This window comes from Gammaproteobacteria bacterium (assembly GCA_033720895.1).
Taxonomy (GTDB): Bacteria; Pseudomonadota; Gammaproteobacteria; order Natronospirales; family JAJUFS01; genus JAWWBS01.
Window position 1 is genome coordinate 1 of sequence record JAWWBS010000031.1, and the last position, 22,521, is coordinate 22,521.

Annotated in this window: 19 protein-coding genes and 7 tRNA genes; 19 read left to right on the forward strand and 7 right to left on the reverse strand. The window is 61.1% G+C overall.

The window, feature by feature from the left end; genetic code table 11:
- Both R3217_06085 and cysS read left to right on the forward strand, forming a co-directional pair.
- Positions 1 to 449 (forward strand): glutamate--tRNA ligase (locus R3217_06085; GenBank protein MDX1455011.1); only part of this gene is annotated, 449 nt, incomplete at its 5' end.
- 21 nt (positions 450 to 470) lie between these two features.
- Positions 471 to 1,835 (forward strand): cysteine--tRNA ligase, encoded by a 1,365-nt coding sequence (cysS, locus tag R3217_06090; GenBank protein MDX1455012.1) that lies wholly within the window; start codon positions 471 to 473, stop codon positions 1,833 to 1,835.
- A gap of 61 nt (positions 1,836 to 1,896) precedes the next feature.
- On the opposite strand, the gene folD is transcribed toward cysS, so the two are convergent.
- Positions 1,897 to 2,748: a bifunctional methylenetetrahydrofolate dehydrogenase/methenyltetrahydrofolate cyclohydrolase FolD gene (gene folD, locus R3217_06095; protein MDX1455013.1), complete on the reverse strand. Its 852-nt coding sequence runs from the start codon at positions 2,746 to 2,748 to the stop codon at positions 1,897 to 1,899.
- A gap of 186 nt (positions 2,749 to 2,934) precedes the next feature.
- Here folD and R3217_06100 point away from each other — a divergent pair.
- The 14 genes from R3217_06100 to R3217_06165 all read left to right on the forward strand — a co-directional run bounded on the left by R3217_06100 (position 2,935) and on the right by R3217_06165 (position 13,751).
- Positions 2,935 to 3,011: transfer RNA gene (locus R3217_06100), tRNA-Pro, on the forward strand.
- 32 nt (positions 3,012 to 3,043) lie between these two features.
- Positions 3,044 to 3,120: transfer RNA gene (locus tag R3217_06105), tRNA-Arg, on the forward strand.
- 46 nt (positions 3,121 to 3,166) lie between these two features.
- Positions 3,167 to 3,242: transfer RNA gene (locus R3217_06110), tRNA-His, on the forward strand.
- A 51-nt stretch (positions 3,243 to 3,293) separates the two neighbouring features.
- Positions 3,294 to 3,369: transfer RNA gene (locus R3217_06115), tRNA-Lys, on the forward strand.
- A gap of 150 nt (positions 3,370 to 3,519) precedes the next feature.
- Positions 3,520 to 3,604: transfer RNA gene (locus tag R3217_06120), tRNA-Leu, on the forward strand.
- 78 nt (positions 3,605 to 3,682) lie between these two features.
- The gene (gene tig / locus R3217_06125; GenBank protein MDX1455014.1) at positions 3,683 to 4,990 is read left to right on the forward strand and encodes a trigger factor; all 1,308 of its coding nucleotides are present in this window, start codon (positions 3,683 to 3,685) and stop codon (positions 4,988 to 4,990) included.
- 55 nt (positions 4,991 to 5,045) lie between these two features.
- Positions 5,046 to 5,675: an ATP-dependent Clp endopeptidase proteolytic subunit ClpP gene (gene clpP, locus R3217_06130; protein MDX1455015.1), complete on the forward strand. Its 630-nt coding sequence runs from the start codon at positions 5,046 to 5,048 to the stop codon at positions 5,673 to 5,675.
- Between the two features lie 158 nt (positions 5,676 to 5,833).
- Positions 5,834 to 7,126 (forward strand): ATP-dependent Clp protease ATP-binding subunit ClpX, encoded by a 1,293-nt coding sequence (gene clpX, locus R3217_06135; protein ID MDX1455016.1) that lies wholly within the window; start codon positions 5,834 to 5,836, stop codon positions 7,124 to 7,126.
- Between the two features lie 92 nt (positions 7,127 to 7,218).
- The gene (gene lon, locus R3217_06140) at positions 7,219 to 9,663 is read left to right on the forward strand and encodes an endopeptidase La (protein MDX1455017.1); all 2,445 of its coding nucleotides are present in this window, start codon (positions 7,219 to 7,221) and stop codon (positions 9,661 to 9,663) included.
- A gap of 221 nt (positions 9,664 to 9,884) precedes the next feature.
- Entirely contained in the window at positions 9,885 to 10,157 is a 273-nt protein-coding gene (locus R3217_06145; protein ID MDX1455018.1) for an HU family DNA-binding protein, read from the forward strand.
- Positions 10,158 to 10,171: 14 nt separating this feature from the next.
- A tRNA-Val gene (locus R3217_06150) sits at positions 10,172 to 10,247 on the forward strand.
- A gap of 10 nt (positions 10,248 to 10,257) precedes the next feature.
- Positions 10,258 to 10,334: transfer RNA gene (locus R3217_06155), tRNA-Asp, on the forward strand.
- A gap of 140 nt (positions 10,335 to 10,474) precedes the next feature.
- Positions 10,475 to 12,367 (forward strand): SurA N-terminal domain-containing protein, encoded by a 1,893-nt coding sequence (locus tag R3217_06160; protein MDX1455019.1) that lies wholly within the window; start codon positions 10,475 to 10,477, stop codon positions 12,365 to 12,367.
- A gap of 94 nt (positions 12,368 to 12,461) precedes the next feature.
- Complete coding sequence (locus R3217_06165; GenBank protein ID MDX1455020.1) at positions 12,462 to 13,751, forward strand: dicarboxylate/amino acid:cation symporter; 1,290 nt, start codon at positions 12,462 to 12,464, stop codon at positions 13,749 to 13,751.
- A 67-nt stretch (positions 13,752 to 13,818) separates the two neighbouring features.
- On the opposite strand, the gene R3217_06170 is transcribed toward R3217_06165, so the two are convergent.
- From R3217_06170 to gloB, 3 genes are read right to left on the reverse strand one after another with little or no spacing between them, the layout of a single operon-like run.
- Positions 13,819 to 14,607 carry an enoyl-ACP reductase gene (locus R3217_06170; GenBank protein ID MDX1455021.1) on the reverse strand — a complete coding sequence of 263 codons (789 nt, stop codon included), beginning with the start codon at positions 14,605 to 14,607 and terminating at the stop codon, positions 13,819 to 13,821.
- A 37-nt stretch (positions 14,608 to 14,644) separates the two neighbouring features.
- Positions 14,645 to 16,252: a LysM peptidoglycan-binding domain-containing protein gene (locus tag R3217_06175; protein ID MDX1455022.1), complete on the reverse strand. Its 1,608-nt coding sequence runs from the start codon at positions 16,250 to 16,252 to the stop codon at positions 14,645 to 14,647.
- Between the two features lie 16 nt (positions 16,253 to 16,268).
- Positions 16,269 to 17,042, reverse strand: a complete 774-nt coding sequence (gene gloB / locus R3217_06180) for a hydroxyacylglutathione hydrolase (GenBank protein MDX1455023.1) — start codon at positions 17,040 to 17,042, stop codon at positions 16,269 to 16,271.
- 91 nt (positions 17,043 to 17,133) lie between these two features.
- Between gloB and R3217_06185 the strand changes: the two genes are divergently transcribed.
- From R3217_06185 to dnaQ, 3 genes are read left to right on the forward strand one after another with little or no spacing between them, the layout of a single operon-like run.
- Positions 17,134 to 17,925, forward strand: a complete 792-nt coding sequence (locus R3217_06185) for a methyltransferase domain-containing protein (protein ID MDX1455024.1) — start codon at positions 17,134 to 17,136, stop codon at positions 17,923 to 17,925.
- Between the two features lie 51 nt (positions 17,926 to 17,976).
- On the forward strand, positions 17,977 to 18,420 hold the full coding sequence (rnhA, locus tag R3217_06190) for a ribonuclease HI (protein MDX1455025.1): 444 nt from the start codon (positions 17,977 to 17,979) through the stop codon (positions 18,418 to 18,420).
- Between the two features lie 9 nt (positions 18,421 to 18,429).
- Positions 18,430 to 19,143 (forward strand): DNA polymerase III subunit epsilon, encoded by a 714-nt coding sequence (dnaQ, locus tag R3217_06195; GenBank protein ID MDX1455026.1) that lies wholly within the window; start codon positions 18,430 to 18,432, stop codon positions 19,141 to 19,143.
- A gap of 76 nt (positions 19,144 to 19,219) precedes the next feature.
- Here the strand turns inward: dnaQ and R3217_06200 are convergent, their stop codons facing one another.
- The 3 genes from R3217_06200 to R3217_06210 all read right to left on the reverse strand — a co-directional run.
- Positions 19,220 to 20,926, reverse strand: a complete 1,707-nt coding sequence (locus R3217_06200) for a Na(+)/H(+) antiporter subunit D (GenBank protein MDX1455027.1) — start codon at positions 20,924 to 20,926, stop codon at positions 19,220 to 19,222.
- Positions 20,913 to 21,185 (reverse strand): hypothetical protein, encoded by a 273-nt coding sequence (locus R3217_06205; GenBank protein MDX1455028.1) that lies wholly within the window; start codon positions 21,183 to 21,185, stop codon positions 20,913 to 20,915. Before R3217_06205 ends, R3217_06200 begins: the two co-directional genes overlap by 14 nt.
- A 2-nt stretch (positions 21,186 to 21,187) precedes the next feature.
- The coding region (locus R3217_06210) for a proton-conducting transporter membrane subunit (GenBank protein MDX1455029.1) at positions 21,188 to 22,521 on the reverse strand (1,334 nt) is incomplete at its 5' end.

The following is a 22,521-nucleotide window of genomic DNA, read 5'->3' on the forward strand; positions in this document are numbered from 1 at the left end:
CGGATGGCGAGATGCTGGACTGGTTGCTGGCACACGAGTCCCATTCGGAGCTTGCGGCACGAGTGCCTGCCGAGGATCACGCCCGTTTCGTGCAGACAGTGCGCGACAATATCGTCATGCCGGTGGATGCCGCGGAGCTGGCAAAGGCGCTCTATTCGGACGCAGGTTTCCATTCCGATGCCGCGCTGAATGTGCTGCGCGAGGCAGGCGATGGTTTCTACAAGGCTGCGCTTGACGAACTGGATGGCGCTGAGGACTTCAAGACGTTTGCCAAGGCCACGGGCCAGGCAGCAGGCGTGAAGGGCAAGGGGCTTTTCATGCCCTTGCGTGCGGCCATTACCGGTCTCACGCATGGGCCGGAAATGGCGCGCGTCTGGGACCTGCTCGGGAAAGATGTCATTGGCGAACGCTTGGCAAGCGCCCAGCGGCATGCAGCCAAACAAGACTGAGGTAATGGAAGAGTGAGCAAGTTGCGGTTCTACAACTCGATGACGAGACAGAAGGAAGACTTCGTGCCCCTGGAAGAGGGCAAGGTGAAGATGTACGTCTGTGGGGTCACGCCTTACGACCATTGCCACATCGGTCATGCGCGCTGCTACACGGTATTCGATGCCGTCCTGCGGCATCTCCGTGCGAGCGGTTACGACGTGGAGTACGTTCGCAACATCACGGACATCGAAGACAAGATCATCAAGCGCGCCAACGAGAATGGCGAGAGCATCGGCGAGCTTAGTGGTCGTTACATCGACGCCATGTACGAAGACTTCGATGCGCTCGGCATCCTGCGGCCGGATCGCGAGCCGAAAGCGACGGAATACATGCCGCAGATGATCGAGATGATCGAACGCCTGATCGAGCGTGGCCATGCTTACGCGGCGGACAACGGTGATGTCTACTACGCCGTCGGGACGTTTGCAGACTACGGCAAGCTGTCGGGCAAGAAACTGGAAGACCTGCGCGCCGGCGCCAGAGTCGAGGTCGACGAGGCCAAGAAGGATCCCGTGGATTTCGTGCTCTGGAAAGCGGCGAAGCCGGGCGAGCCGAGCTGGGATTCACCCTGGGGCAAGGGCCGCCCGGGCTGGCATATCGAGTGCTCGGCCATGTCGCGCGACTGCCTGGGTGAGGCATTCGACATCCATGGCGGTGGCATGGACCTGAAGTTCCCGCATCACGAGAACGAAATTGCTCAGAGTTGCGGTGCCCATGACGCGCCTTTCGTGAAGCACTGGCTGCACAACGGCTTCGTCAACATCGACGAAGAGAAGATGTCCAAGTCGCTGGGCAATTTTTTCACCATCCGGGACGTGCTGAAGAGCTATCGCGCGGAAGTCATCCGTTTCTTCCTGCTTGGCAGCCATTACCGCAGCCCCTTGAATTATTCCAACGAGAACCTGGACAAGGCCGCGGCCGGTATAGAGCGTCTGTACCTTGCGGCCCGCGGCGAAGTTGCGGAAGGGCATCCGGGTGAATACCGGGAACGCTTCCTCGCGGCAATGGACGACGACCTGAACACGCCAATGGCGATATCCGTGCTGTTCGAACTGGCATCAGCGATCAATACGGCCAGCGATCCGGAAGAGCAAGCAGGCCTGCGCGGTGAACTGCTGTCACTGGCAGGGCGGCTGGGCCTGCTGCGCGAGTCACCGGAGGAATTCCTGCGTGGCGGTGGCGACGACGATGATGCCGAACGTATCGAAGGCCTGATCGCCGAACGCAAGGCGGCGCGTGATGCAAAGGATTTCGCCGAGGCGGATCGCATCAGGGACATGCTGGCGGCAGAGGGCGTCATCCTGGATGACGGCCCCGAGGGTACGACCTGGCGACGTGGTCGCTGAATCGGAGTGCCGAAACGAAAAAGCCGCCTGACCAGGCGGCTTTTTCTCGGGTTTGCTTGACTCAGTCGCGGCTTTCGGCGGAACTCAAGGTATTCACCAGCAGCATCGCGCGAGTCATCGGGCCGACTCCCCCTGGCACCGGTGTGATCCAGGCCGCGCGTTCGGCGGCGGCCTCGAACTCGATGTCGCCGGTCAGCTTGCCGTCTTCACCACGATTGATGCCGACATCGATCACCGTGGCGCCCGGCTTGATCCATTCGCCCTTGACCAGCCCGGGCTTGCCCACGGCAACCACCACGATGTCTGCCTGCCTGACGAAGTAAGCCAGGTCATCGGTGAAACGATGGCAGGTGGTCACGGTTGCGCCGGCCAGCAGCAGTTCCAGCGACATCGGCCGACCGACGATGTTCGAGGCGCCCACGATGACGGCGTGCCGCCCCTTGAACTCCTCGCCGATGGATTCCAGCAAGCGAACGATGCCGAAGGGCGTGCAAGGGCGGAGCTGGGGGATGCGCTGCGCCAGGCGACCGATGTTGTGCGGGTGAAAGCCATCGACGTCCTTCTCGGGGCGGATTCGCTCGATGACCGAGACAGTGTCGATATGGTCGGGCAGCGGCAGCTGAACCAGGATGCCGTCGACCGTGGGGTCGTCGTTCAGCTGGTCGATCAGCGCCAGCAGGTCTGCCTGGCGGGTGTCGGCGGGCAGGTCATGGGATACGGAGAAGAAACCGACTTCCTCGCAGTCATTGCGCTTGTGGTTGACGTAAACCTCCGAGGCCGGGTCGTTACCAACCAGTACCACGGCCAGCCCCGGGGCCCGTTTGCCCGCCGCTTGTCGCGCGGCCACCTGGGCGGCGACGTCTTTTCGAATGGATTTGGCCAGTGCCTTGCCGTCGATCAGTTGCGCAGTCATCGATCCCTCCCGTCGAGGCGCGGAATTGTCGCACGCGGCCCGGCAGCCAACAAGCGAGCGATGCTGCCCCCGGACCCGGGCCCGGCCCGGGTTTTGCTACAATCTAATGGCAATGCGAATTGACGATGCGGTGACGGATACGTATCATTCCCGGCTCTGCGCGGGAGGCTGCCCGTGCAACGGATGCGGGGTATGGCGCAGTCTGGTAGCGCATCTGCTTTGGGAGCAGAGGGTCGGGGGTTCGAATCCCTCTGCCCCGACCAGTTACAAGGTGACAGCCAGGCAGTGTTTGACTGCGCCCGTAGCTCAACCGGATAGAGCATCGGCCTTCTAAGCCGAGGGTTGCAGGTTCGAGTCCTGCCGGGCGCGCCATCTGGCAAGCGGTGGCCCGCGGCAGGTGGCATGACAAGTTTCAGTGGTGGATGTAGCTCAGTTGGTAGAGCCCCGGATTGTGATTCCGGTTGTCGCGGGTTCGAGTCCCGTCTTCCACCCCAGTTTCCGGCCTTTCGGCCCGGGAAAATGCGTGTATAATGCGCAGCCCAAAAGGGCCGTTAGCTCAATTGGTAGAGCAGTTGACTCTTAATCAATTGGTTCGGGGTTCGAGTCCCTGACGGCCCACCAACACCGAAAAGCCCGGCTTCTGCCGGGCTTTTTGCTTGTGGTTCCGGGTCCGCGAGCTGCCCTCGCGAGGCCTTGATTTACGCCGGATTGCACCCATATTGCTGTTATAATGTGGCGCTTTCGGCGGGCCGGATCCGGTTTGGCAGCCAGGCGAAAGTGGCGGAATTGGTAGACGCGCTGGATTTAGGTTCCAGTCCCGAATGGGGTGAGAGTTCGAGTCTCTCCTTTCGCACCAGATAGCGGGGTCGAGCATGGCGGCTCGACCCTTAAAACCTTTTTAAATCAGTAACTTCCGAATTTCGAGGAGCAAGCAATGCAGGTTTCCGTGCAGACCACCAAGGGTCTCGAGCGCAAGATGACGGTAGAAGTGCCGGCCGAGCGGGTGGATAACGAGATCGACAACCGACTGCGCCGCCTCAGCCGCACCGCCAAGGTCAAGGGCTTCCGCCCTGGCAAGGTGCCTTTCAAGGTGGTCAAGCAGCAGTACGGCGAGGATGTGCAGCAGGAAGTCATGCAGGAGCTGATCCAGTCTAGCTACGGAGAGGCACTGCGTGAGCAGAGTCTGCAGCCGGCCGGCCAGCCGCTGATCGACCCGGTCGACATGGCCGAGGGCAAGGGCCTGAAGTACACCGCTACCTTCGAGGTCTACCCGGAGGTCAAGCTGAAGAAGACCGAGGGCCTGAAGGTCGAGCAGCCGGTGGCCGAGGTCAGCGACGAGGACGTCGAGGGCATGATCGAGAACATGCGCAAGCAGCGTGCCGACTGGGTGGAAGCCGACAAGGCCGCCACCGAGGGCGATCGCGTGATCATCGATTTCGAAGGCAAGCTCAAGGGCGAGGATTTCCCGGGCAATTCCGGCCAGGAAATGCCGGTCGAACTCGGTGGCGGTCGCATGATCCCGGATTTCGAAAAGGGCCTGATGGGCCTGAAGGCGGGCGAGGAGAAGAGCTTCGACGTCAAGTTCCCCAAGGACTACCAGGCCGAGGAGCTGCAGGGCAAGAAGGTCAAGTTCACGGTCAAGGCGCACCGCGTCGAGGAGCAGCAGCTGCCGGAGCTGGATGACGAGTTCGTCAAGAACTTCGGCGTCAACGAAGGCGGCATCGACAAGCTGCGGGCCGATGTGCGCGAGCACATGGAACGCGAGCTGGAGCAGGCCATCAAGCGCAAGGGCAAGGAAGGCCTGCTGGACGCCCTGGTCGATGCCAACAAGCTCGACCTGCCGAATGCGCTGGTGGACGAGGAAATCCACAGCCTGCAGCACGACATGGCTCGCCGCATGGGCATGGGCGAAGAGGCCGATCCGCACCAGTTCCCGCGCGAACTTTTCGAGGAGCGGGCCCGCAAGCGCGTGGCGCTGGGACTGCTGCTGGGCGAGATCATCAAGGTCAACGAGCTGAAGGTGGACCAGGCCAAGGTCGATGCCATCCTGGCCGACATGACGGCACAGTACGGCGAGCAGGACCAGGTCATTGCCCAGTACAAGGCCAACCCGCAGGTGATGCGCCAGATAGAGGCGATGTCGCTGGAAGAGCAGGCGGTGGACCTGCTGCGGGAAAAGGCTACCATCAAGGAGAAGAAGTCCAGTTTCGAAGACATCATGAACGAGCAGCCCAGGGGTTGATAAGGTAGCCTTCGAAGCTGATCAGAATTCCGGTCGTGAAAGAGGACCAAAGCGAATGAGCGACAACAACTACGGTGCCATGGATACCCGAGCCCTGAACCTCGTACCGATGGTGGTCGAACAGACCGCCCGCGGCGAGCGTTCTTACGACATCTATTCCCGCCTGCTGAAGGAGCGCGTGGTGTTTGCCGTGGGGCCGGTCGAGGACTACATGGCCAACGTGATTGTCGCGCAGTTGCTGTTCCTGGAGTCGGAAAACCCGGACAAGGACATCCACCTTTACATCAATTCGCCGGGTGGCTCGGTGAGTGCGGGCCTGGCGGTCTACGACACCATGCAGTTCATCAAGCCGGATGTCAGCACCATCTGCATCGGCCAGGCGGCCAGCATGGGTGCCGTACTGCTGGCGGCAGGCGCCAAGGGCAAGCGTTTTGCGCTGCCGCATTCGCGCATGATGATTCACCAGCCGCTGGCGGGATTCCAGGGCCAGGCCTCGGATATCGACATCCACGCGCGGGAAGTCCTGGCCACGAAACAGCGCTTGAACGAGATCCTGGCCCATCACACGGGCCAGCCCATCGATCAGGTCGAGAAAGACACTGATCGCGACAATTTCATGGGTGGCGAGCGGGCCACGGAATACGGCCTGATCGACCAGGTGCTGACCCAGCGTCCAGGTGGCTAAAAAACCACCAATGGCGCGGGTTTCCGGCCCAAATTGATGTCCACCGGCGGGTTCACGGTGCCCCTGCATCGTGCTATACCTGAATCAGAGGCGTTGTGCCCGGGTTCGGGTGCTTCTCGCGGCTCGACCGGCCAGCCACCCAAGCAGCAGGATTTGGCATGACAGACGATACCCGAAGCGGAAGCGACGATAGCGGCAAGCTGCTGTATTGCTCGTTTTGCGGCAAAAGCCAGCATGAGGTTCGCAAGCTGATTGCGGGCCCGTCCGTGTTTGTCTGTGACGAATGCGTGGAGCTCTGCAACGACATCATCCGTGAAGAGATGGCAGAGCAGGCAGACCAGACGCACGACAAGCTGCCCAAGCCGAAAGAAATCAAGGCGGTCCTCGACCAGTACGTGATTGGCCAGGAGAGCGCCAAGAAAGTCCTGTCGGTTGCGGTCTACAACCATTACAAGAGACTGGAAGTTCGCGGCAGCAACGACAAGGACGAGGTTGAGCTCTCCAAGTCGAACATCCTGTTGATCGGCCCGACGGGTTCCGGCAAGACTCTGCTGGCGGAAACGCTGGCACGCTTGCTGAACGTGCCGTTCACCATTGCCGATGCGACCACGCTGACTGAAGCAGGGTACGTGGGCGAGGATGTCGAGAACATCATCCAGAAGCTTCTGCAGAAGTGCGATTACGACGTGGACAAGGCCCAGACCGGCATTGTCTACATCGACGAGATCGACAAGATTTCCCGCAAGTCGGACAACCCGTCCATCACGCGTGATGTCTCGGGCGAAGGTGTGCAGCAGGCCTTGCTGAAGCTGATCGAGGGCACGGTTGCCTCGGTTCCGCCGCAGGGTGGTCGCAAGCATCCGCAGCAGGAATTCCTGCAGGTCGACACGTCGAACATCCTGTTCATCGTCGGTGGTGCTTTCGCCGGCCTGGAAAAGGTCATTCGCGATCGCTCCGTGAAGAGCGGTATCGGCTTTGCCGCCGAAGTCCAGTCGAAGGAGACCAAGGGCAATGTCGGCGAGATTCTTGCCGGTGTCGAACCCGAGGACCTGATCAAGTTCGGCCTGATCCCGGAATTCGTCGGCAGGCTTCCGGTCGTCGCCACGCTGGAAGAGCTGGACGAAGAAGCGCTGATGGAGATCCTGGTCGAACCAAAAAATGCGGTCATCAAGCAGTACCGCAAGCTGTTCGAAATGGAAGATGTCGATCTCGAGGTACGCGACGACGCGCTGCGGGAGATCGCCCGCAAGGCGATGGAGCGCAAGACCGGCGCGCGCGGACTCAGGACCATCCTTGAAGGCGTGCTGCTCGACACCATGTATGACCTGCCGTCGATGGAAAATGTCGAAAAGGTCGTGGTGGACGACGCGGTCATCCGCTCGGAAGCGCAGCCATACATCATGTATTCGTCCGAAGAGGCGCCACCAAGGGCCGCGTCTGCCGACGAATGAACCCGACTGTTGCCAGATAATGACATCGATCGGGCCGGCACTCTGCCGGCCTTGATTTGCACCGATTAAGTTCCATGACCCTGAGGTAGAACTTGGCTAGCGAAGACTCCAAAGCTGAATCCCTGAAAGAGCTGAACGGGCCCGTTGCGGTACTGCCGTTGCGCGATGTCGTGGTTTATCCGCACATGGTGATTCCGTTGTTCGTGGGTCGCGAGAAGTCGATTGCGGCGCTGGACGAGGCGATGAAGGATGGCAAGCACATCCTGCTGGTCGCCCAGAAGAGTGCGGATATCGATGAGCCCAAGGCATCGGACCTGCATTCCATTGGCGTGATCGCTACCGTCTTGCAGCTGCTGAAGCTTCCTGATGGCACGGTGAAGGTGCTGGTCGAGGGTGGCCAGCGAGCCCGAATCACGAACATCATCTCCAAGGATTACTTCACGGCGGAAGCCGATCTCATTCCCGAGGATGAGGGCTACGACGAGCGCGAAGTCGATGTGCTGATGCGCTCGGTCATGTCGCTGTTCGACCAATACGTTAAGTTGAACAAGAAGGTCCCGCCGGAGATTCTCACATCGCTGGCCGGTATCGAATCACCAGGCCGCCTGGCAGATACCATTGCCGCGCACATGACCCTCAAGATCGAGGAAAAGCAGCAGCTGCTGGAAATCGAATCGGTGCGCAAGCGTCTCGAGCAGATCATGGGCTTCATCGAAGCCGAGATCGACCTGATGCAGATCGAAAAGCGCATCCGGGGCCGGGTCAAGCAGCAGATGGAGAAGAGCCAGCGCGAGTACTACTTGAACGAGCAGATGAAGGCCATCCAGAAGGAGCTGGGTGAGCTGGAAGATGCTCCGAACGAACTCGAGGATCTCGAAAAGCGCATCGAAGAGGCGGGCCTGTCCAAGGAAGCCAAGGAAAAGGCCAATTCCGAGCTCAACAAGCTGAAGCTGATGTCACCGATGTCGGCCGAGGCCACCGTGGTGCGCAATTACATCGAGACATTGACGGGCGCGCCCTGGAAAAAGCGCACGCGCATTCGCCATGACCTTAAGAAAGCCGAGGAAGTCCTGGAGGCCGACCATTACGGGCTGGACAAGGTCAAGGAACGGATTGTCGAGTACCTGGCGGTACAGCAACGCGTCAAGAAACTGAAAGGCCCGATTCTTTGCCTGGTCGGCCCGCCGGGTGTGGGCAAGACATCGCTGGGCCAGAGCGTGGCGCGGGCCACGAACCGCAAGTTCGTGCGCATGGCCCTGGGCGGCGTGCGTGACGAAGCGGAAATCCGTGGCCATCGCCGGACCTACATCGGCTCCATGCCGGGCAAGATCATCCAGAACATGAGCAAGGTGGGTGTGAAGAACCCGCTGTTCCTGCTGGACGAAATCGACAAGATGTCGACGGACTTCCGGGGCGATCCTTCGTCGGCACTGCTGGAAGTGCTTGATCCGGAACAGAACAGCACCTTTAACGACCATTACCTCGAGGTCGATTTCGACCTGTCGGATGTGATGTTCGTGGCAACGGCGAACACCATGGCGATCCCGGGCCCCTTGCTCGATCGCATGGAAGTGATTCGCCTTGCCGGCTACACCGAAGACGAGAAGTCCAGCATTGCCGAGCGCTACCTGGTGCCGAAGCAGATCAAGGCCAACGGACTGAAGGCCAAGGAAATCGACATCCAGGAAAGTGCCATTCGCTCGATCATCCGGCATTACACCCGCGAGGCCGGCGTGCGCAGCCTTGAACGCGAGATTGCCAAGATCTGCCGCAAGGTGGTGAAGGAACTGTTGCTGGAGCCGCAAGACAACGCGGTGGAAGTCACGGAGGAGAATCTCGATCGGTATCTCGGCGTCCAGCGGTTCCGTTACGGCCGTGCCGAGGAGAAGGACCAGGTCGGGCAGGTCACCGGACTGGCCTGGACCGAGGTGGGCGGCGAATTGCTGACCATCGAGTCGGCGGTGGTACCGGGTAAAGGCAAGCTTACCAATACCGGCAAGCTGGGTGACGTCATGCGCGAATCCATCCAGGCGGCCATGACGGTCGTCAGGAGCCGCGCCAGCGTGTTGGGGCTGAAGGCAGACTTTCACCAGGACATCGATGTACACATCCATGTTCCCGAGGGTGCCACGCCGAAGGACGGCCCCAGCGCCGGTATCGGCATGTGCACGGCGCTGGTTTCAGCGCTGACAGGAATCCCGGTACGGGCCGATGTGGCCATGACGGGCGAGATCACGCTGCGGGGTGAAGTCCTGCCGATCGGTGGCTTGAAGGAAAAGCTGCTGGCTGCGCATCGCGGCGGTATCCGTACCATCGTGATTCCGGAAGAAAACAAGAAAGACCTGCAGGAGATTCCGGACGACATTCTTGAAGTCCTGGACATCAAGCCGGTGAAATGGATTGACGAGGTCCTGCAGATTGCCTTGCAGCATCTGCCGGGAACGGACGCGAAATCAGAGGTAACGCCGGCCAATGTGGAGGCGACACCGAAGAAAGATGAAGGCGGAGTGGCTAAAAAGCCCTCAAGACCGCATTAACTCTGGTTGACACGTGTTTTTGGCGCTTGGTATAAAACGCGCCAACATGCTTGAAAACAGGATGTTTCAACGAAATCCGGTTTTCTCCCAGAGTTGTACGGCGCCTTGAGTCGAAGCCTGAAGCAAGACGTCGGGCTCGAAGATTTTCGACCATCCGGTCGGGAGTGGTAGGGGGTCCTGGGATAACCCGGATCAGGTTAATACCCAAAAGGGGGATACACATGAACAAAGCAGAACTCATCGAAGCGGTCGCCGGCAGTGCTGACCTTTCCAAGGCTGATGCCACGCGCGCCGTGGAAGCCGTGCTGGGCAGCATCACGGATACGCTGAAGAAGGGCGATCAGGTCACGCTGGTTGGCTTCGGTACCTTCCAGGTGAAGCAGCGTGCAGCTCGCACGGGCCGCAATCCGCAGACGGGTGCCACCATCCAGATCGCGGCAAGCAAAGTTCCTGGATTTAAGGCTGGCAAAGCCCTGAAAGACGCTGTAAACTAGCGCGCTTTCCTAGGGGGTGCTTAGCTCAGCTGGGAGAGCATCGCCCTTACAAGGCGAGGGTCGCAGGTTCGATCCCTGCAGCACCCACCAAGAACGGCGCGGAGTGGTAGTTCAGCTGGTTAGAATACCGGCCTGTCACGCCGGGGGTCGCGGGTTCGAGTCCCGTCCACTCCGCCACTTATAGCGAAAAAGGGCGCCTCTACCGAGGCGTCTTTTTTTTTGTACCGGTTTTGCGCTATTTTCCATGCGCTGAAACTTTCTCGCGACGGCCCTTGAGGCCGTCCTGTCATTTTCCAGAGACAGCAGGACAACAGAACATGCTGCAAAGAATTCGTGAAAACGTACAAGGCTGGGCCGCCTGGGTCATCGTCATCTTCCTTTCACTGGTCTTCGGACTGTGGGGGATCAGTGGCTACTTCGATCCCAACGCCGCCAATGTTGCAGCCGAGGTTGACGGTGTCGAAATCAGCAGCGTGGCTGTGGAGAACACCTACCAGCAGCGCTACAACCAGCTGGTCCAGATGCTGGGCGACAATTTCTCGCCGGAGCTGGTGGATTCCGATGCACTGCGCAGGGATGTCCTGCAGCAGCTTATCCTCCGCGAACTGGTGCAACAGCACGTCGACAAGTTCGGTTACCGGCCGAGCGGCGAAACCCTGCGCGAGAACATCCGCAACATGCAGGCTTTCCAGGTGGACGGCGAGTTCTCGCAGGACCAGTACCGCCTGGCACTGGGCTACCAGGGCCTCAGCCCGGCAGGATTCGAAGCCATCCAGCGTCGCAACATCGCCATCAACCAGTTGCAGCGCGGCATCAACGAGTCGACGTTCGCGACGCCACTCGACGTGGCATTCCAGGTGGCCTTGCGTGAACAGGCTCGCAGCCATGAAGACCTGCTGATTCGCGCGGCTCGTTTCTTCGACAGCGTGGAGGTCACGGAAGAGGACATCCTTGCGTATTACGAGGAAAACACTGCCCAGTTCATGACCACCGAGTCGGCTGACATTGCGTATATCGTGGTCGACAAGGCCGATTTTGCGGCGGCAGAAGAGGTCAGCGATGAAGAGCTCGAGGACTTCTACCAGCAGCGCGTCGACGGTTACATGTCGCAGGAACAGCGCCGCGCCAGTCACATCCTCATCGAGGGCGACGGCCAGGCAGCGCTGGAGCAGGCGGAGTCCCTGCGCGAACGAATTGCCAACGGGGAGTCCTTCGAGGAGCTCGCTCGTGAGTTCTCGGCCGACACGATTTCTTCCGAAGAGGGAGGCGATCTCGGGTTGATCGAGCGTGGTCAACTGGAAGGCAACTTCGAAGACGCACTGTTCGCACTGCAGGAAGGCGAGGTTTCGGAGCCGGTGCAGACCGACTTCGGTTTCCATATCATCAAGCTCACTGGCGTGCAGGCGCCGGAAGTGCCGGAGCTGGCTGACATCCGTGACGAGCTGCTTGAGGAATACCAGGCCATCGAAGCCGAGCAGGCCTTCGAGGATGCCGTGCAGCAGGTTATTGACATCACCTATGCCGATTCCGGTTCTCTCGCTGGTGCGGCTGACGAGCTGGGTCTCGAGGTCAAGAGCGTCGAAGGCGTGACGCGCAGCCGGGGCGAGGATATTGCCGCCATCGACCAGGTTCGAAATGCCGTGTTCTCGCAGTCGGTACTGGAAGACCGGTTGAACAGCGATCCGATCCGCCTTGAAGACGGTCGTGTCGTGGTTACCCGAATTGTCGAGCACTATCCGTCCGAGCCGAAGTCGCTGGAAGAGGTTAGTCTCGACATTCGCGAAATCGTCAAGCGCCGCAAGGCATCGGCCGAGGCGGAGGCCCTGGCCGCGTCCATCGCGGAGCAGGTTCGCGAGGGTCAGTCCCTTGCCGAAATCGCAGCTGCCGAAGGCTTCGCCTATCGTGGCGAGCGGCGCACCTTGCGCTCGACCTCCGATCTGGCCAGTTCGTACACGGCAGCGCTCTTTGCAGCCGACTACCCGGGCGAGAACGGAGAAGTCGACCAGGTCCGTATCAACGGCACCGACTTCGTCGTTTTCCGCCTGACCGCAATCGACCAGGGTGATCTCGGTTCGCTGACCAGCTCCGAGCGCGACAGTCGCAACAGCCAGCTGGCGGCACGTCGTGCCAACATCGAATTCGAGGCATACTTGAAAGAGATGCGGGACAGCGCGAATGTGAACACATTCGAGGGCAACCTCGAGCAGTAATGAAAAGGGCGCCTTCGGGCGCCCTTTTTTGTATCCTCTACAAGCAGATTAATTGCCAACATCGACCCCTACTCCGACCAAGTGGAGCCCTGACATGCGCAAGCTTGCACTGCACTGGCAGATTCTCATTGCAATCATCCTGGCAGCATTTGCCGGCTGGCTGACCGGAGCCGAGGGCCAGGTCTTCGGCATTACCTTCGTCAGCCTGTTCGACTTCATCGGTACGTTGTTCATCAATGCCTTGAAGATGCTTATCGTGCCATTGATCGCGTCCAGCATGATTTCCGGCATGGCGGGTATCGGGCAAGGTGGTGGTCTCGGTCGCCTGGGCAGCAAGACATTCGGTTTCTATGTCATTACCACCATGGCGGCCATCATGATCGGCCTATTCCTGGTGAACGCATTCCAGCCGGGTATAGACGAAAACGCCCCGGTTGCCGAGCAGCTCGCTCTGGAAGCGGGCAAGACCGAGGTGAGCGAGAACCTGAAATCCGGCGGTGGCGCCGGTGACATCGTGCAGATCTTCGTCCGCATGATCCCGACGAACATCGTCGACTCGGCGTCTTCGAATGGTGCGATTCTCAGCGTGATCTTTTTCTCGCTGCTGTTCGGCTACTTCATGACCAAGATCGACGATGAGTATGCGGAACCGCAATATCGGTTCTGGCAGGGTCTTTTCCAGATCATGATGAAGATCACCGAACTGATCATGAAGTTCGCTCCGATCGGTGTGTTTGGCCTGGTGGCGGAAACAGTTGCAACGACCGGCTTTGCCTCTGCCGGTCCCTTGCTGGCATTTTCACTGGTCGTGCTTGGAGCCTTGCTGTTCCATGCCCTGGTCACGTTGCCGTTGATGTTGAAGTTCATTGCCGGAGTCAGCCCGCTGGCCATGTACCAGGCCATGGCGCCGGCCTTGTTGACGGCCTTCTCCACGGCATCTTCTTCGGCGACGCTGCCGGTGACCATGGATTGTGTTGAAAAGAACGCCGGCGTTTCCAATCGCACCTCGAGCTTCGTGCTTCCCCTTGGTGCCACGGTGAACATGAATGGCACGGCGCTGTACGAATGCGTGGCAGTGATCTTCCTCGCGCAGGCTTATGGCGCAAGCCTCGGCTTCGACACCCAGTTCATCATTGTCGTGACGGCCTTGCTGACATCCATTGGCGTGGCGGGCATCCCGTCGGCTTCGCTCGTGGCCATTGTGGTCATTCTCAACACGGTCGGCCTTCCGGCCGAGGCGGTGGGCGTGCTGTTCGTGTTTGACCGGATTCTCGACATGGCTCGGACAGCGATCAACGTGTTCGGCGATTCGGTGTGTGCCGTGATTGTCGCCAAGCTCGAAGGAGAGGAAGGCGTGTTTGCGGAACCGAAGCCAGCGACCTGACCAATGTTCTCCTCCCAAAAAAAAGCCCCGCCGAAGCGGGGCTTTTTCGTGCCTGCAACAACCGGACTCAGTCGTCGTCCAGTGCCATGCCAATGTTGTGGAAGCCGTTGTCGACATAGATGATGTCGCCGGTGATGCCGGAGGCAAGGTCGGAGCAGAGGAAAGCGGCAACGTTGCCAACTTCTTCCTGGCTGACGTTGCGACGCATCGGGGCGACCTTGGCGACGTGGTCCAGCATCTTGCGCATGCCGGCGATGCCGGCAGCGGCCAGCGTCTTGATCGGACCGGCCGAGATGCCGTTGACACGGATGCCTTCCGGGCCGAGATCCTGGGCCAGGAAGCGGACGTTGGCCTCGAGACTGGCCTTGGCCAGGCCCATGACGTTGTAGCTCGGTACGGCCTGCACCGCTCCGAGGTAGCTCAGGGTCAGGAATGCGCCCTGGCGGTCCTTCATCATCGGGTACATGGCCTGGGCCAGTGCCGCGAAGCTGTAGGAACTGATGTCATGGGCGATATTGAAGCCCTCGCGATTCACCACGTCGATGTAGCGGCCGTCCAGCTGGTCGCGGGGTGCAAAGCCGATGGAATGCACCACGATGTCGACGCTGTCCCAGTGCTTGCCCAGCAGGCCGGGCAGGGCCTTGATGTCGTCATCACTGGCCACATCCAGCGGCAGCACGATGTCGGAGCCGAATTCTTCGGCAAAGCCCTCGACGCGACCCTTCAGCTTGTCACCGAGGTAGGTGAATGCCAGTTCGGCACCTTCGCGTTTCATGGCCGTCGCGATGCCGTAAGCGATCGAGCGATTGCTGGCCAGGCCGGTAATCAGTGCACGTTTGCCTTCAAGAAACCCCATAGTCTTTTCCTTCGTTTTTCTGTCGTGGACAGTCCGGTCAGGTGGACTGCTTGGTAACGTCGACCCGCAGCCGCAGGCGTTGGCCGGGTTGCAGGTAATTGCTCATGTTCAGGTCGTTCCAGCGGGCGATATCGCCGACACTGACGCCGAAACGTGAGGCGATCTTCGCCAGCGAGTCGCCGCGTCGCACCGTATAGGTCACGGTCCGCATGCGCGCATCGGATGACAGGCCGCCCGTTGGCAGGGTCGGCGGATTGTCGGTCCACACTGCCAGGACCTGGCCGGCACGCAGCGGATCACCTGGTGCCATGTTGTTCCAGCCGGCGAGCTCGCGGATACCGACATTATAGCGGCGTGAAATGCTCCAGAACGACTCGCCGCTGATCACTTCATGCTTGACCTTGACCCCTTCGCGCGCACGATTCTGCTTGGCCGAGACGCGATTCTGCTCCGCCAGGGAATACTGGTCGAGGCTGCGGCTGGCAACGGGCACCATGAGGTAGTCGCCGACGCGAATGAGGTGACCGCGGATGCTGTTCACATCCTTGAGCAGCGTGACGGTGGTCTTGTAATGGTTGGCAATGGCGCCAAGGCTCTCCCCGGAGCGCACCATGTGGCGTCGCCACTCGACGGTCTTGCGCTCGCCGAGTTCGGCCAGGTTGGCTTCGAAGCGCTCGGCATTCTCCAGCGGTAGCAGCAGCTGGTGCGGCCCGTCAGGATCGGTTGCCCATCGATTGAAGCCGGGATTGAGCAGGTAGACCTCTTCGACACTCAGTCCCGCCAGCTCGGCAGCCAGCGCCAGGTCGATCTGCTGGTGGGTATCCACTGCCGCCAGGAAGGGCTCGTCCGCAATGCTCTGCAGGGTAATGCCGTACTGTTCCGGTGTGGCGACCAGTTTTTTCAGTGCCAGAAGCTTGGGCACGTAAGCCTCGGTTTCGCGTGGCAGTCGCAGGCTGAAGAAGTCGATCGGCTTGCCGGCCCGCTGGTTGCGGCGAACGGCTCGGCCGACATTGCCCTCGCCGGAGTTGTAGGCCGCCAGCGCCAGCATCCAGTCGCCATCAAACAGCTTGTGCAGGTATTCGAGATAGTCGAGCGCAGCGCGGGTCGCTTCCTTGACGTCGCGGCGGCCGTCATACCACCAGTTCTGCTTCAGGCCGAAGCGCTTGCCGGTGCCTGGAATGAACTGCCAGAGACCTGCTGCCCGACCATGGGAATAGGCAAAGGGATCGAAGGCACTTTCGACAACTGGCAGCAGTGCAATCTCCATCGGCATGCCACGGCGCTCGATTTCCTCGACAATCATGTGCATGTAAGGCGTGGCACGGGTGGCGACGCGGTCGAGATAGTCCTGGTGGCGGGCATACCAGTTGAATTGCGCATCAATGCGGCGGCTTTCCACCTCTTCCAGGGCATAGCCGGCACGAATCCGGTCCCAGAGGTCGATTTCGCGAACGGGCATGACCGGCTCGGTCGGCCCGGTTTCTGCGGCCACCCAGTCTTCGAGGCGCTCGATGTCGGGTCCGGCGGGGACCACGACTTCGGCAGTATCCACTCCCGGTTGCTCCGCCATGGGCGCGCAGCCCAGCAGGGAACTCGCAAGGAGTGCAATGAACAGACGACCGGGCAGGCGCAAGTCGGGACGCATTGTTGGTTTTCTCCGCTTAAAAAACGTCTTTCCAGCGGCGCAGCGCCGCGAACACGCGCACCTTATCATCCAGGCTTTCTCCGGACCAGATTTCAGCCTGCTGGCGCACTGCCGGACTGCTGCAGCGCAGGAAGGGATTCAGGTCGTTTTCGGTCGCGATGGTCGACGGCAGGGAGGGCAGCTCGTCAGCCCGCAGGGCTTCGATGCGCTGCCTGAAGCCTGCATGACCCGGATTGTCCGGTTCGGCTGCCTCGGCAAAGACCAGGTTGGCCAGGGTGTATTCATGGCCCGCATACACCCGGGTTTCGCCCGGCAATGCGGCCAGCCGTTCCAGGGACGCGAGCATCTGTTCGGCGGTGCCCTCGAACAGCCGGCCGCAGCCAATACTGAACAACATGTCGCCACAGAACAGGGCGCCGTGGCCAAGGAACGCCGTATGACCAAGCGTATGGCCCGGGATGTGCAGTGCCTCGAAGGCCAGGCCCAGCTCGCCCAGCTCGACGCGCTGACCGTCTGCCCGCGGCTCCGTCACCACGGCCTGGGCCTCGGCGGACGGGCCGAATACGGGCACCTGCCAGTCGCTCGCCAGTGCTCGTACACCGCCCGTATGGTCCGGGTGATGGTGGGTTACCAGGATGGCGGCCAGTTGCTTGCCGGTCGCCTCCAGCCGCGCCTGGGCGGGCCCTGGCTCGCCGGGATCCACCAGCACGACCTGGTCCGGTCGGGCAGGGGCCTCGATCATCCAGATGTAGTTGTCCTTCAGTGCCGGGATGGCTTCGATATTCAGCATGTCTTGGCTCGGTGGGTATGTGGGGACCAGTATACGGCTGCGGCCGGGGGATTCGAGGTGGTAGAGTGGTGCAGAGTTGAAGGAGCTTTCCATGCCGCGATTCCTGCACGATTCACGCGCCTTGCCGGCTGGTACTGCCCCGTGGTTTGCCACGGCGCTGGGTCAGGCGTGGTTGCAGCAGGAACAGGAGATCGCGGCGGACATGCTGGAGCGGGTCTTTGGCTATGACGCTGTTTCCCTTGATGCCGGCTGGCCGGGGCAGCTCCTGCTGGCGCCAGCGGCAACCCACCGCCGTACCAGTCTCGGGCCTGGCCTGGCGGCCGATATTCGCCATAACCTGGATCGGGCCCTGCCGTACTCGGAAGCGTCCATAGACGCCGTCCTGCTGCCCCATACCCTGGAATTTGTCGACTCGCCGCACGGCTTGTTGCGCGAAGCTGATCGCGTGCTGGTCGGTGAGGGGCACTTGCTGGTCTTCGGTTTCAATCCCTACAGCAGCTGGCGCCTGCTGGCGCCGCACCGCCGCCATGGCTTCCCGGCTCGCCCGGCCTGGCTCAGCGAGGCCCGACTCAGGGACTGGCTGGGGCTGCTGGGCTTCGAGGTGCTGGCCTGCAAGCGATTCTTCCGCCGCCTGCCCGTCAATCGTGCAGGCTGGCTGGAGCGCAGTCGCTGGCTGGAGAAGACCGGTCCATTGGTTCCGGCCTGCGGTTATGCCTTGCTGGCGCGCAAGCATACCCATGGCATGACGCCGCTGGGCTTGTCGCGGGCCCGGCTTGGCATGGGCCTCGGACCTGGCCAGGAGCCCGCCCGCTCGGCCCGGACGGCATCGAATGTGGTTCATTTCCAGCCACGGTCGATTTCGGATGGCAGCGAGAGCAGGTAAGATGCAGCGAAAGCACGATCCAGATCTGGCAACAATCACACCGGGACAGCAATGAGTCGAGTGACGATCTACACGGATGGCGCCTGCCGGGGCAACCCGGGACCAGGCGGCTGGGGTGTATTCATGAGCTGGGAAGGTACGGAACGCACCATCAAGGGCGGCGAACCGGAGACCACCAACAACCGCATGGAACTGACTGCCGCCATCGAGGCGCTGGAAGCGCTGAAGCGGCCTTGCGTGGTCGACCTTTACACGGACTCCGAATATCTCAGGAAGGGCATCACCGAGTGGCTGCCCGGCTGGAAACGCAATGGTTGGCGCACGGCGGCGAAAAAGCCCGTCAAGAACGCCGAACTCTGGCAGGCGCTGGAAGCCGCTGTGGGCGATCACGCCGTCAATTGGCACTGGGTCAAGGGCCATAGCGGCGACCCTGGTAACGAACGGGCGGATGCGTTGGCCAACGAGGCCATTGATGCCCTGTTGTCGGACAGCTGAGGACGTTTGATGCGCCAGGTCGTACTCGATACTGAAACCACCGGCCTCGATCCGAAGGACGGTCACCGGATCATCGAAATCGGTTGCGTCGAGCTGGTCGGCCGGCGCCTGACCGGCAACGACTTCCACCAGTACCTGCAACCGGACCGGGAGGTCGAGCAGGGCGCCATCGACGTGCATGGCATCACCAACGAATTTCTCGCCGACAAGCCGCGATTTGCGGATGTGGTTGACGATTTCCTGAAATACATCGATGGCGCCGAACTGGTCATCCACAACGCGCCGTTCGACGTGGGTTTCATGGATGCCGAGTTCGGCCGGATCGATGGCAAGCCGATGACGCGAGATGTCTGCACGGTGCTGGACACCCTGGTAATGGCGCGCAAGATGCACCCGGGCCAGCGAGCCAGCCTGGATGCGCTCTGCAAGCGTTACGATATCGACAATTCGCAGCGCGATTACCACGGCGCCTTGCTCGATGCGCAGATCCTGGCGGAAGTCTACCTTGCCATGACCGGTGGCCAGGCGGCCCTGTCGCTGGACCAGCAAGGTGGCCGCGAGCAGGGAGCGTCGCGCTCGGACCGGCAGCGCATCGATCGTGATGGCCTGGTGCTGGCCACGCCCGACCCGACGGCCGAGGAGCTGGCCGCCCACCAGCGCCTGCTGGAATCGCTGCGCGAGGGCGGCACGAGTTGCGTCTGGGACAAGTACGCTGACGAGTAGTCGCTGGCGCGAGCAGCAATGAAAAAGCCGCCGGTTTCCCGGCGGCTTTCTTGTATCTGCAGCGTGGCTGCGTTGCTCAGGCTGTCACGATATCCGCCAGCAGGACGCCCAGCAGGATGATGATGATCCACAGCGCCATGCTGCCGGTCGGCCAGCTCGAGGCGAGGTGGTAGCGGGCCATCCAGGTGTCCCTGAAGCCGTTGCGCGTGGCATATACCGGCGCGCGGACAGCCGACAGCAGCATCGCGCCCGCCTGGCGAGTAGCGGCATGGGTACCGCGGCCAATGGCGGGCAGCAGCTTGCGATAGGACCAGTCCGTATCGAGCACCACGGAACGCAGTTCCGGCGGGTACAGGCCCTGCTTGTTCAGCCATACGAAGGCCAGTGCGGAGAAGAACAGGATCTGCAACTGCGTCAACGTGTGGGTCAGGTCATACGGCCAGTAGTCGACTTCCCATGGCAGCAGTGAATACAGCGTCTGCGGATAGGAGCCGATGAAGATGCAAAGTACCGCGGCCATCGTCATTGCCACCAGCATGTTCACTGGCGCTTCCTTCACGCGCAGGCCGGAATCGTGGTGGAAGAAGGCGAAGTAGGGAATCTTGATGCCTGCGTGATGGAACACACCCGCCGAAGCGAACAGCAACATCAGCCACAGCACGTCGTAGCCTTCCTTGACCATGGCGGTGACGATCATCGACTTCGACACGAAACCGCTGAACAGCGGGAAGGCCGAGATCGATGCAGCACCGACGATGCACAGCATGGCGGTCTTCGGCATGGTCTTGTAGAGGCCGCCAAGGTCCGAGCCATTGACGTGCTTCACGCGATGCAGCACGGCACCCATGGTCATGAACAGCAGGCCCTTGAAGATCACGTCGTTGAAGGCATGCGAAACGGCGCCGTTCAGCGCCAGTGCCGTGCCCAGGCCGACACCGCAGACCATGAAACCGATCTGGTTGATCATGGAATAAGCCAGCACGCGCCGGAGATCGTTTTCGATCACGGCAAAGAAGATCGGGAAGCAGGTCATGGCGGCGCCGATGTAGACCAGCAGTTCCGTGCCCGGGAAACCGCGTGCCAGGGCGTAGACGGCTACCTTGGTGGTAAAGGCCGACAGGAACACCGCACCGGTCGGCGTCGCTTCCGGGTAGGCATCGGTCAGCCAGGTATGCAGGAACGGGAAAGCACACTTGATACCGAAGGCGAAAAAGATCAGCCAGCCGGCAATGCCTGCTTCCAGGCCGATGTAATCGAAGTCCAGCGAACCGGTCTGCTGGAAAAGCACCAGCGCACCCGCCAGCAGCAGGACACCGGAGGTGACCTGGAAGATCAGGTAGCGGATGCCCGAGCGATTGGCACGATTCGTGCGACGCGCGAATATCAGGAAGGCCGACGTCAGCGCCAGCATTTCCCAGAACAGGAACAGCGTGATCAGGTCGCCAGCGAACACCGCGCCCAGCGCGCTGCCTGCGTAAAGCAGGCCGGCCACGTGCTGCACCGTGTCCTTCACGTGCAGCGAGTAGATCACGGCGATCAGGCCGGCAATATGGAACAGGTAGCCAAACAGCAGGCTGAGACGGTCTGTTTCCAGGATGACCAGCTCGTAGTTCAGGAGCTCGTAGGTCTCGACCATGCCCGGCTCGTAACCGAACCACAGGCGCAGGCCACCGAGGATCGGTGCCGCCAGCATGATGGCGGCGCGCAGGTAACCACGCGTCACCAGCGCCAGCAGTGCTGCGACGTAGAACAGCATGAAGGGTTGCAGGCTACTCATCAGCATCGTAGTAATCTTCCTTTCGCATCAGGACCTTGCGCATTTCCTTGGCGACCAGCACCAGCAGCACACAGGCAACGAAACCGTAAATCGCATAGAACGCCGGGATCTTTTCCAGCGCCTGGTAGATATGCCGATGCACGGCGAAATCGACCAGGAACAAAGCGATGCAGCAGGCGTAGAAGCCCTTGAGCAGGCGATCCACGTTCTTCGGATTGTCGAACAGGTACTGCTTTTCCTGTTCGCCTGGCTTGTGTTCGGACATGGTCAGTTGCCTCTCGCGAAGTCAGCGGCGAGTTCCAGGAACAGGTCGGGCTGGAAGAACAGCCAGACACAGGCCAGCGACGTGATGCCCATGGCGATCAGTATCGTCTTCGGCGCTTCCTTGATCTCGGTGTATTCGCTGCCATCGGCCGGCCTGGCAAAGAATGCCTGGACCGGGATCGACAGCAGGTAGTAGATGTTCAACAGCGAACTGATCAGCAGGGTTGCCAGCAGCAGCCAGGCGCCGGCTTCCACCGTGCCGAGGCCCAGGAACCACTTCGACCAGGTGCCACCCATCGGTGGCAGGCCGATGATGCTGACACTGCCGATGAAGAATGCGGCAAAGGTGAACGGCATGGCGCGGCCAAGACCTTTCATGTCGCTGATCTCGGTCTTGTGCGCGGCGACCAGCACCGCACCCGCGGCAAAGAACAGCGTGATCTTGCCGAACGCGTGCATGGTGATGTGCAGCGCGCCGCCGAGCAGGCCCATCTCGTTCGCCAGCAACGCACCCAGCACGATGTAGCTGAGCTGGCTGACCGTGGAGTAGGCCAGCCGCGCCTTGAGGTTGTCCTTGGTGATCGCGATCAGCGAGGCCAGCAGGATGGTTGCCGCCGGGAACCAGATCAGCCATTCGGCTGCTGCCGACGACAGGATGAAGTCGGTGCCGAAAATGTAGACCACGACCTTCAGTACGGTGAACACACCGGCCTTCACGACTGCCACGGCATGCAGCAGGGCCGATACCGGTGTCGGTGCCACCATGGCTGATGGCAGCCAGCGGTGGAAAGGCATGACGGCTGCCTTGCCGATACCGAACACGAACAGCGCCAGCAGGACGCCAACCCAGGCCGGGTCGATGTTGCCGGCCAGGATGCCGCCGTCGCGGAAGTCCAGCGTGCCGGCAAACAGGTAGGTGGCGATGATGGCCAGCAACTGCAGGCCGATCGAGGTGCCGAGCAGGATGCCGAGGTAGATGCGCGCACCCTTGCGCGCCTTTTCCGTACCGGCGTGGGCGACCAGCGGGTAGGTCGACACCGTGAGGATTTCGTAGAACAGGAACAGCGTGAACAGGTTGTCGGCAAAGGCGATGGCCAGGGCCGAGCCGATGGCAGCGGCAAAGGCGGCATAGAAGCGCGTCTGGTTGCCTTCGTGGTGACCACGCATGTAACCGATGGCGTAGATCGTGGTGACGATCCACAGCGTCGAGGCGATCAGCGCGAACAGCATGCCCAGCGGTTCGACCGAGAAGGCTACTGGCAGTCCCGGCAGTGGCTCGGCCAGCACCACGCGACCCGTGTCGCCAGCCCGGAGTGCAGCATGAATGCTGAACGCCA

Coding starts and splice junctions, on each gene's coding strand:
- folD (MDX1455013.1), bottom strand. CDS start 2,748: ATGACTGCGCAACTGATCGACGGCAAGGCACTGGCCAAATCCATTCGA.
- tig (MDX1455014.1), top strand. CDS start 3,683: ATGCAGGTTTCCGTGCAGACCACCAAGGGTCTCGAGCGCAAGATGACG.
- clpP (MDX1455015.1), top strand. CDS start 5,046: ATGAGCGACAACAACTACGGTGCCATGGATACCCGAGCCCTGAACCTC.
- clpX (MDX1455016.1), top strand. CDS start 5,834: ATGACAGACGATACCCGAAGCGGAAGCGACGATAGCGGCAAGCTGCTG.
- R3217_06145 (MDX1455018.1), top strand. CDS start 9,885: ATGAACAAAGCAGAACTCATCGAAGCGGTCGCCGGCAGTGCTGACCTT.
- R3217_06160 (MDX1455019.1), top strand. CDS start 10,475: ATGCTGCAAAGAATTCGTGAAAACGTACAAGGCTGGGCCGCCTGGGTC.
- R3217_06165 (MDX1455020.1), top strand. CDS start 12,462: ATGCGCAAGCTTGCACTGCACTGGCAGATTCTCATTGCAATCATCCTG.
- R3217_06170 (MDX1455021.1), bottom strand. CDS start 14,607: ATGGGGTTTCTTGAAGGCAAACGTGCACTGATTACCGGCCTGGCCAGC.
- R3217_06175 (MDX1455022.1), bottom strand. CDS start 16,252: ATGCGTCCCGACTTGCGCCTGCCCGGTCGTCTGTTCATTGCACTCCTT.
- gloB (MDX1455023.1), bottom strand. CDS start 17,042: ATGCTGAATATCGAAGCCATCCCGGCACTGAAGGACAACTACATCTGG.
- R3217_06185 (MDX1455024.1), top strand. CDS start 17,134: ATGCCGCGATTCCTGCACGATTCACGCGCCTTGCCGGCTGGTACTGCC.
- rnhA (MDX1455025.1), top strand. CDS start 17,977: ATGAGTCGAGTGACGATCTACACGGATGGCGCCTGCCGGGGCAACCCG.
- dnaQ (MDX1455026.1), top strand. CDS start 18,430: ATGCGCCAGGTCGTACTCGATACTGAAACCACCGGCCTCGATCCGAAG.
- R3217_06200 (MDX1455027.1), bottom strand. CDS start 20,926: ATGCTGATGAGTAGCCTGCAACCCTTCATGCTGTTCTACGTCGCAGCA.
- R3217_06205 (MDX1455028.1), bottom strand. CDS start 21,185: ATGTCCGAACACAAGCCAGGCGAACAGGAAAAGCAGTACCTGTTCGAC.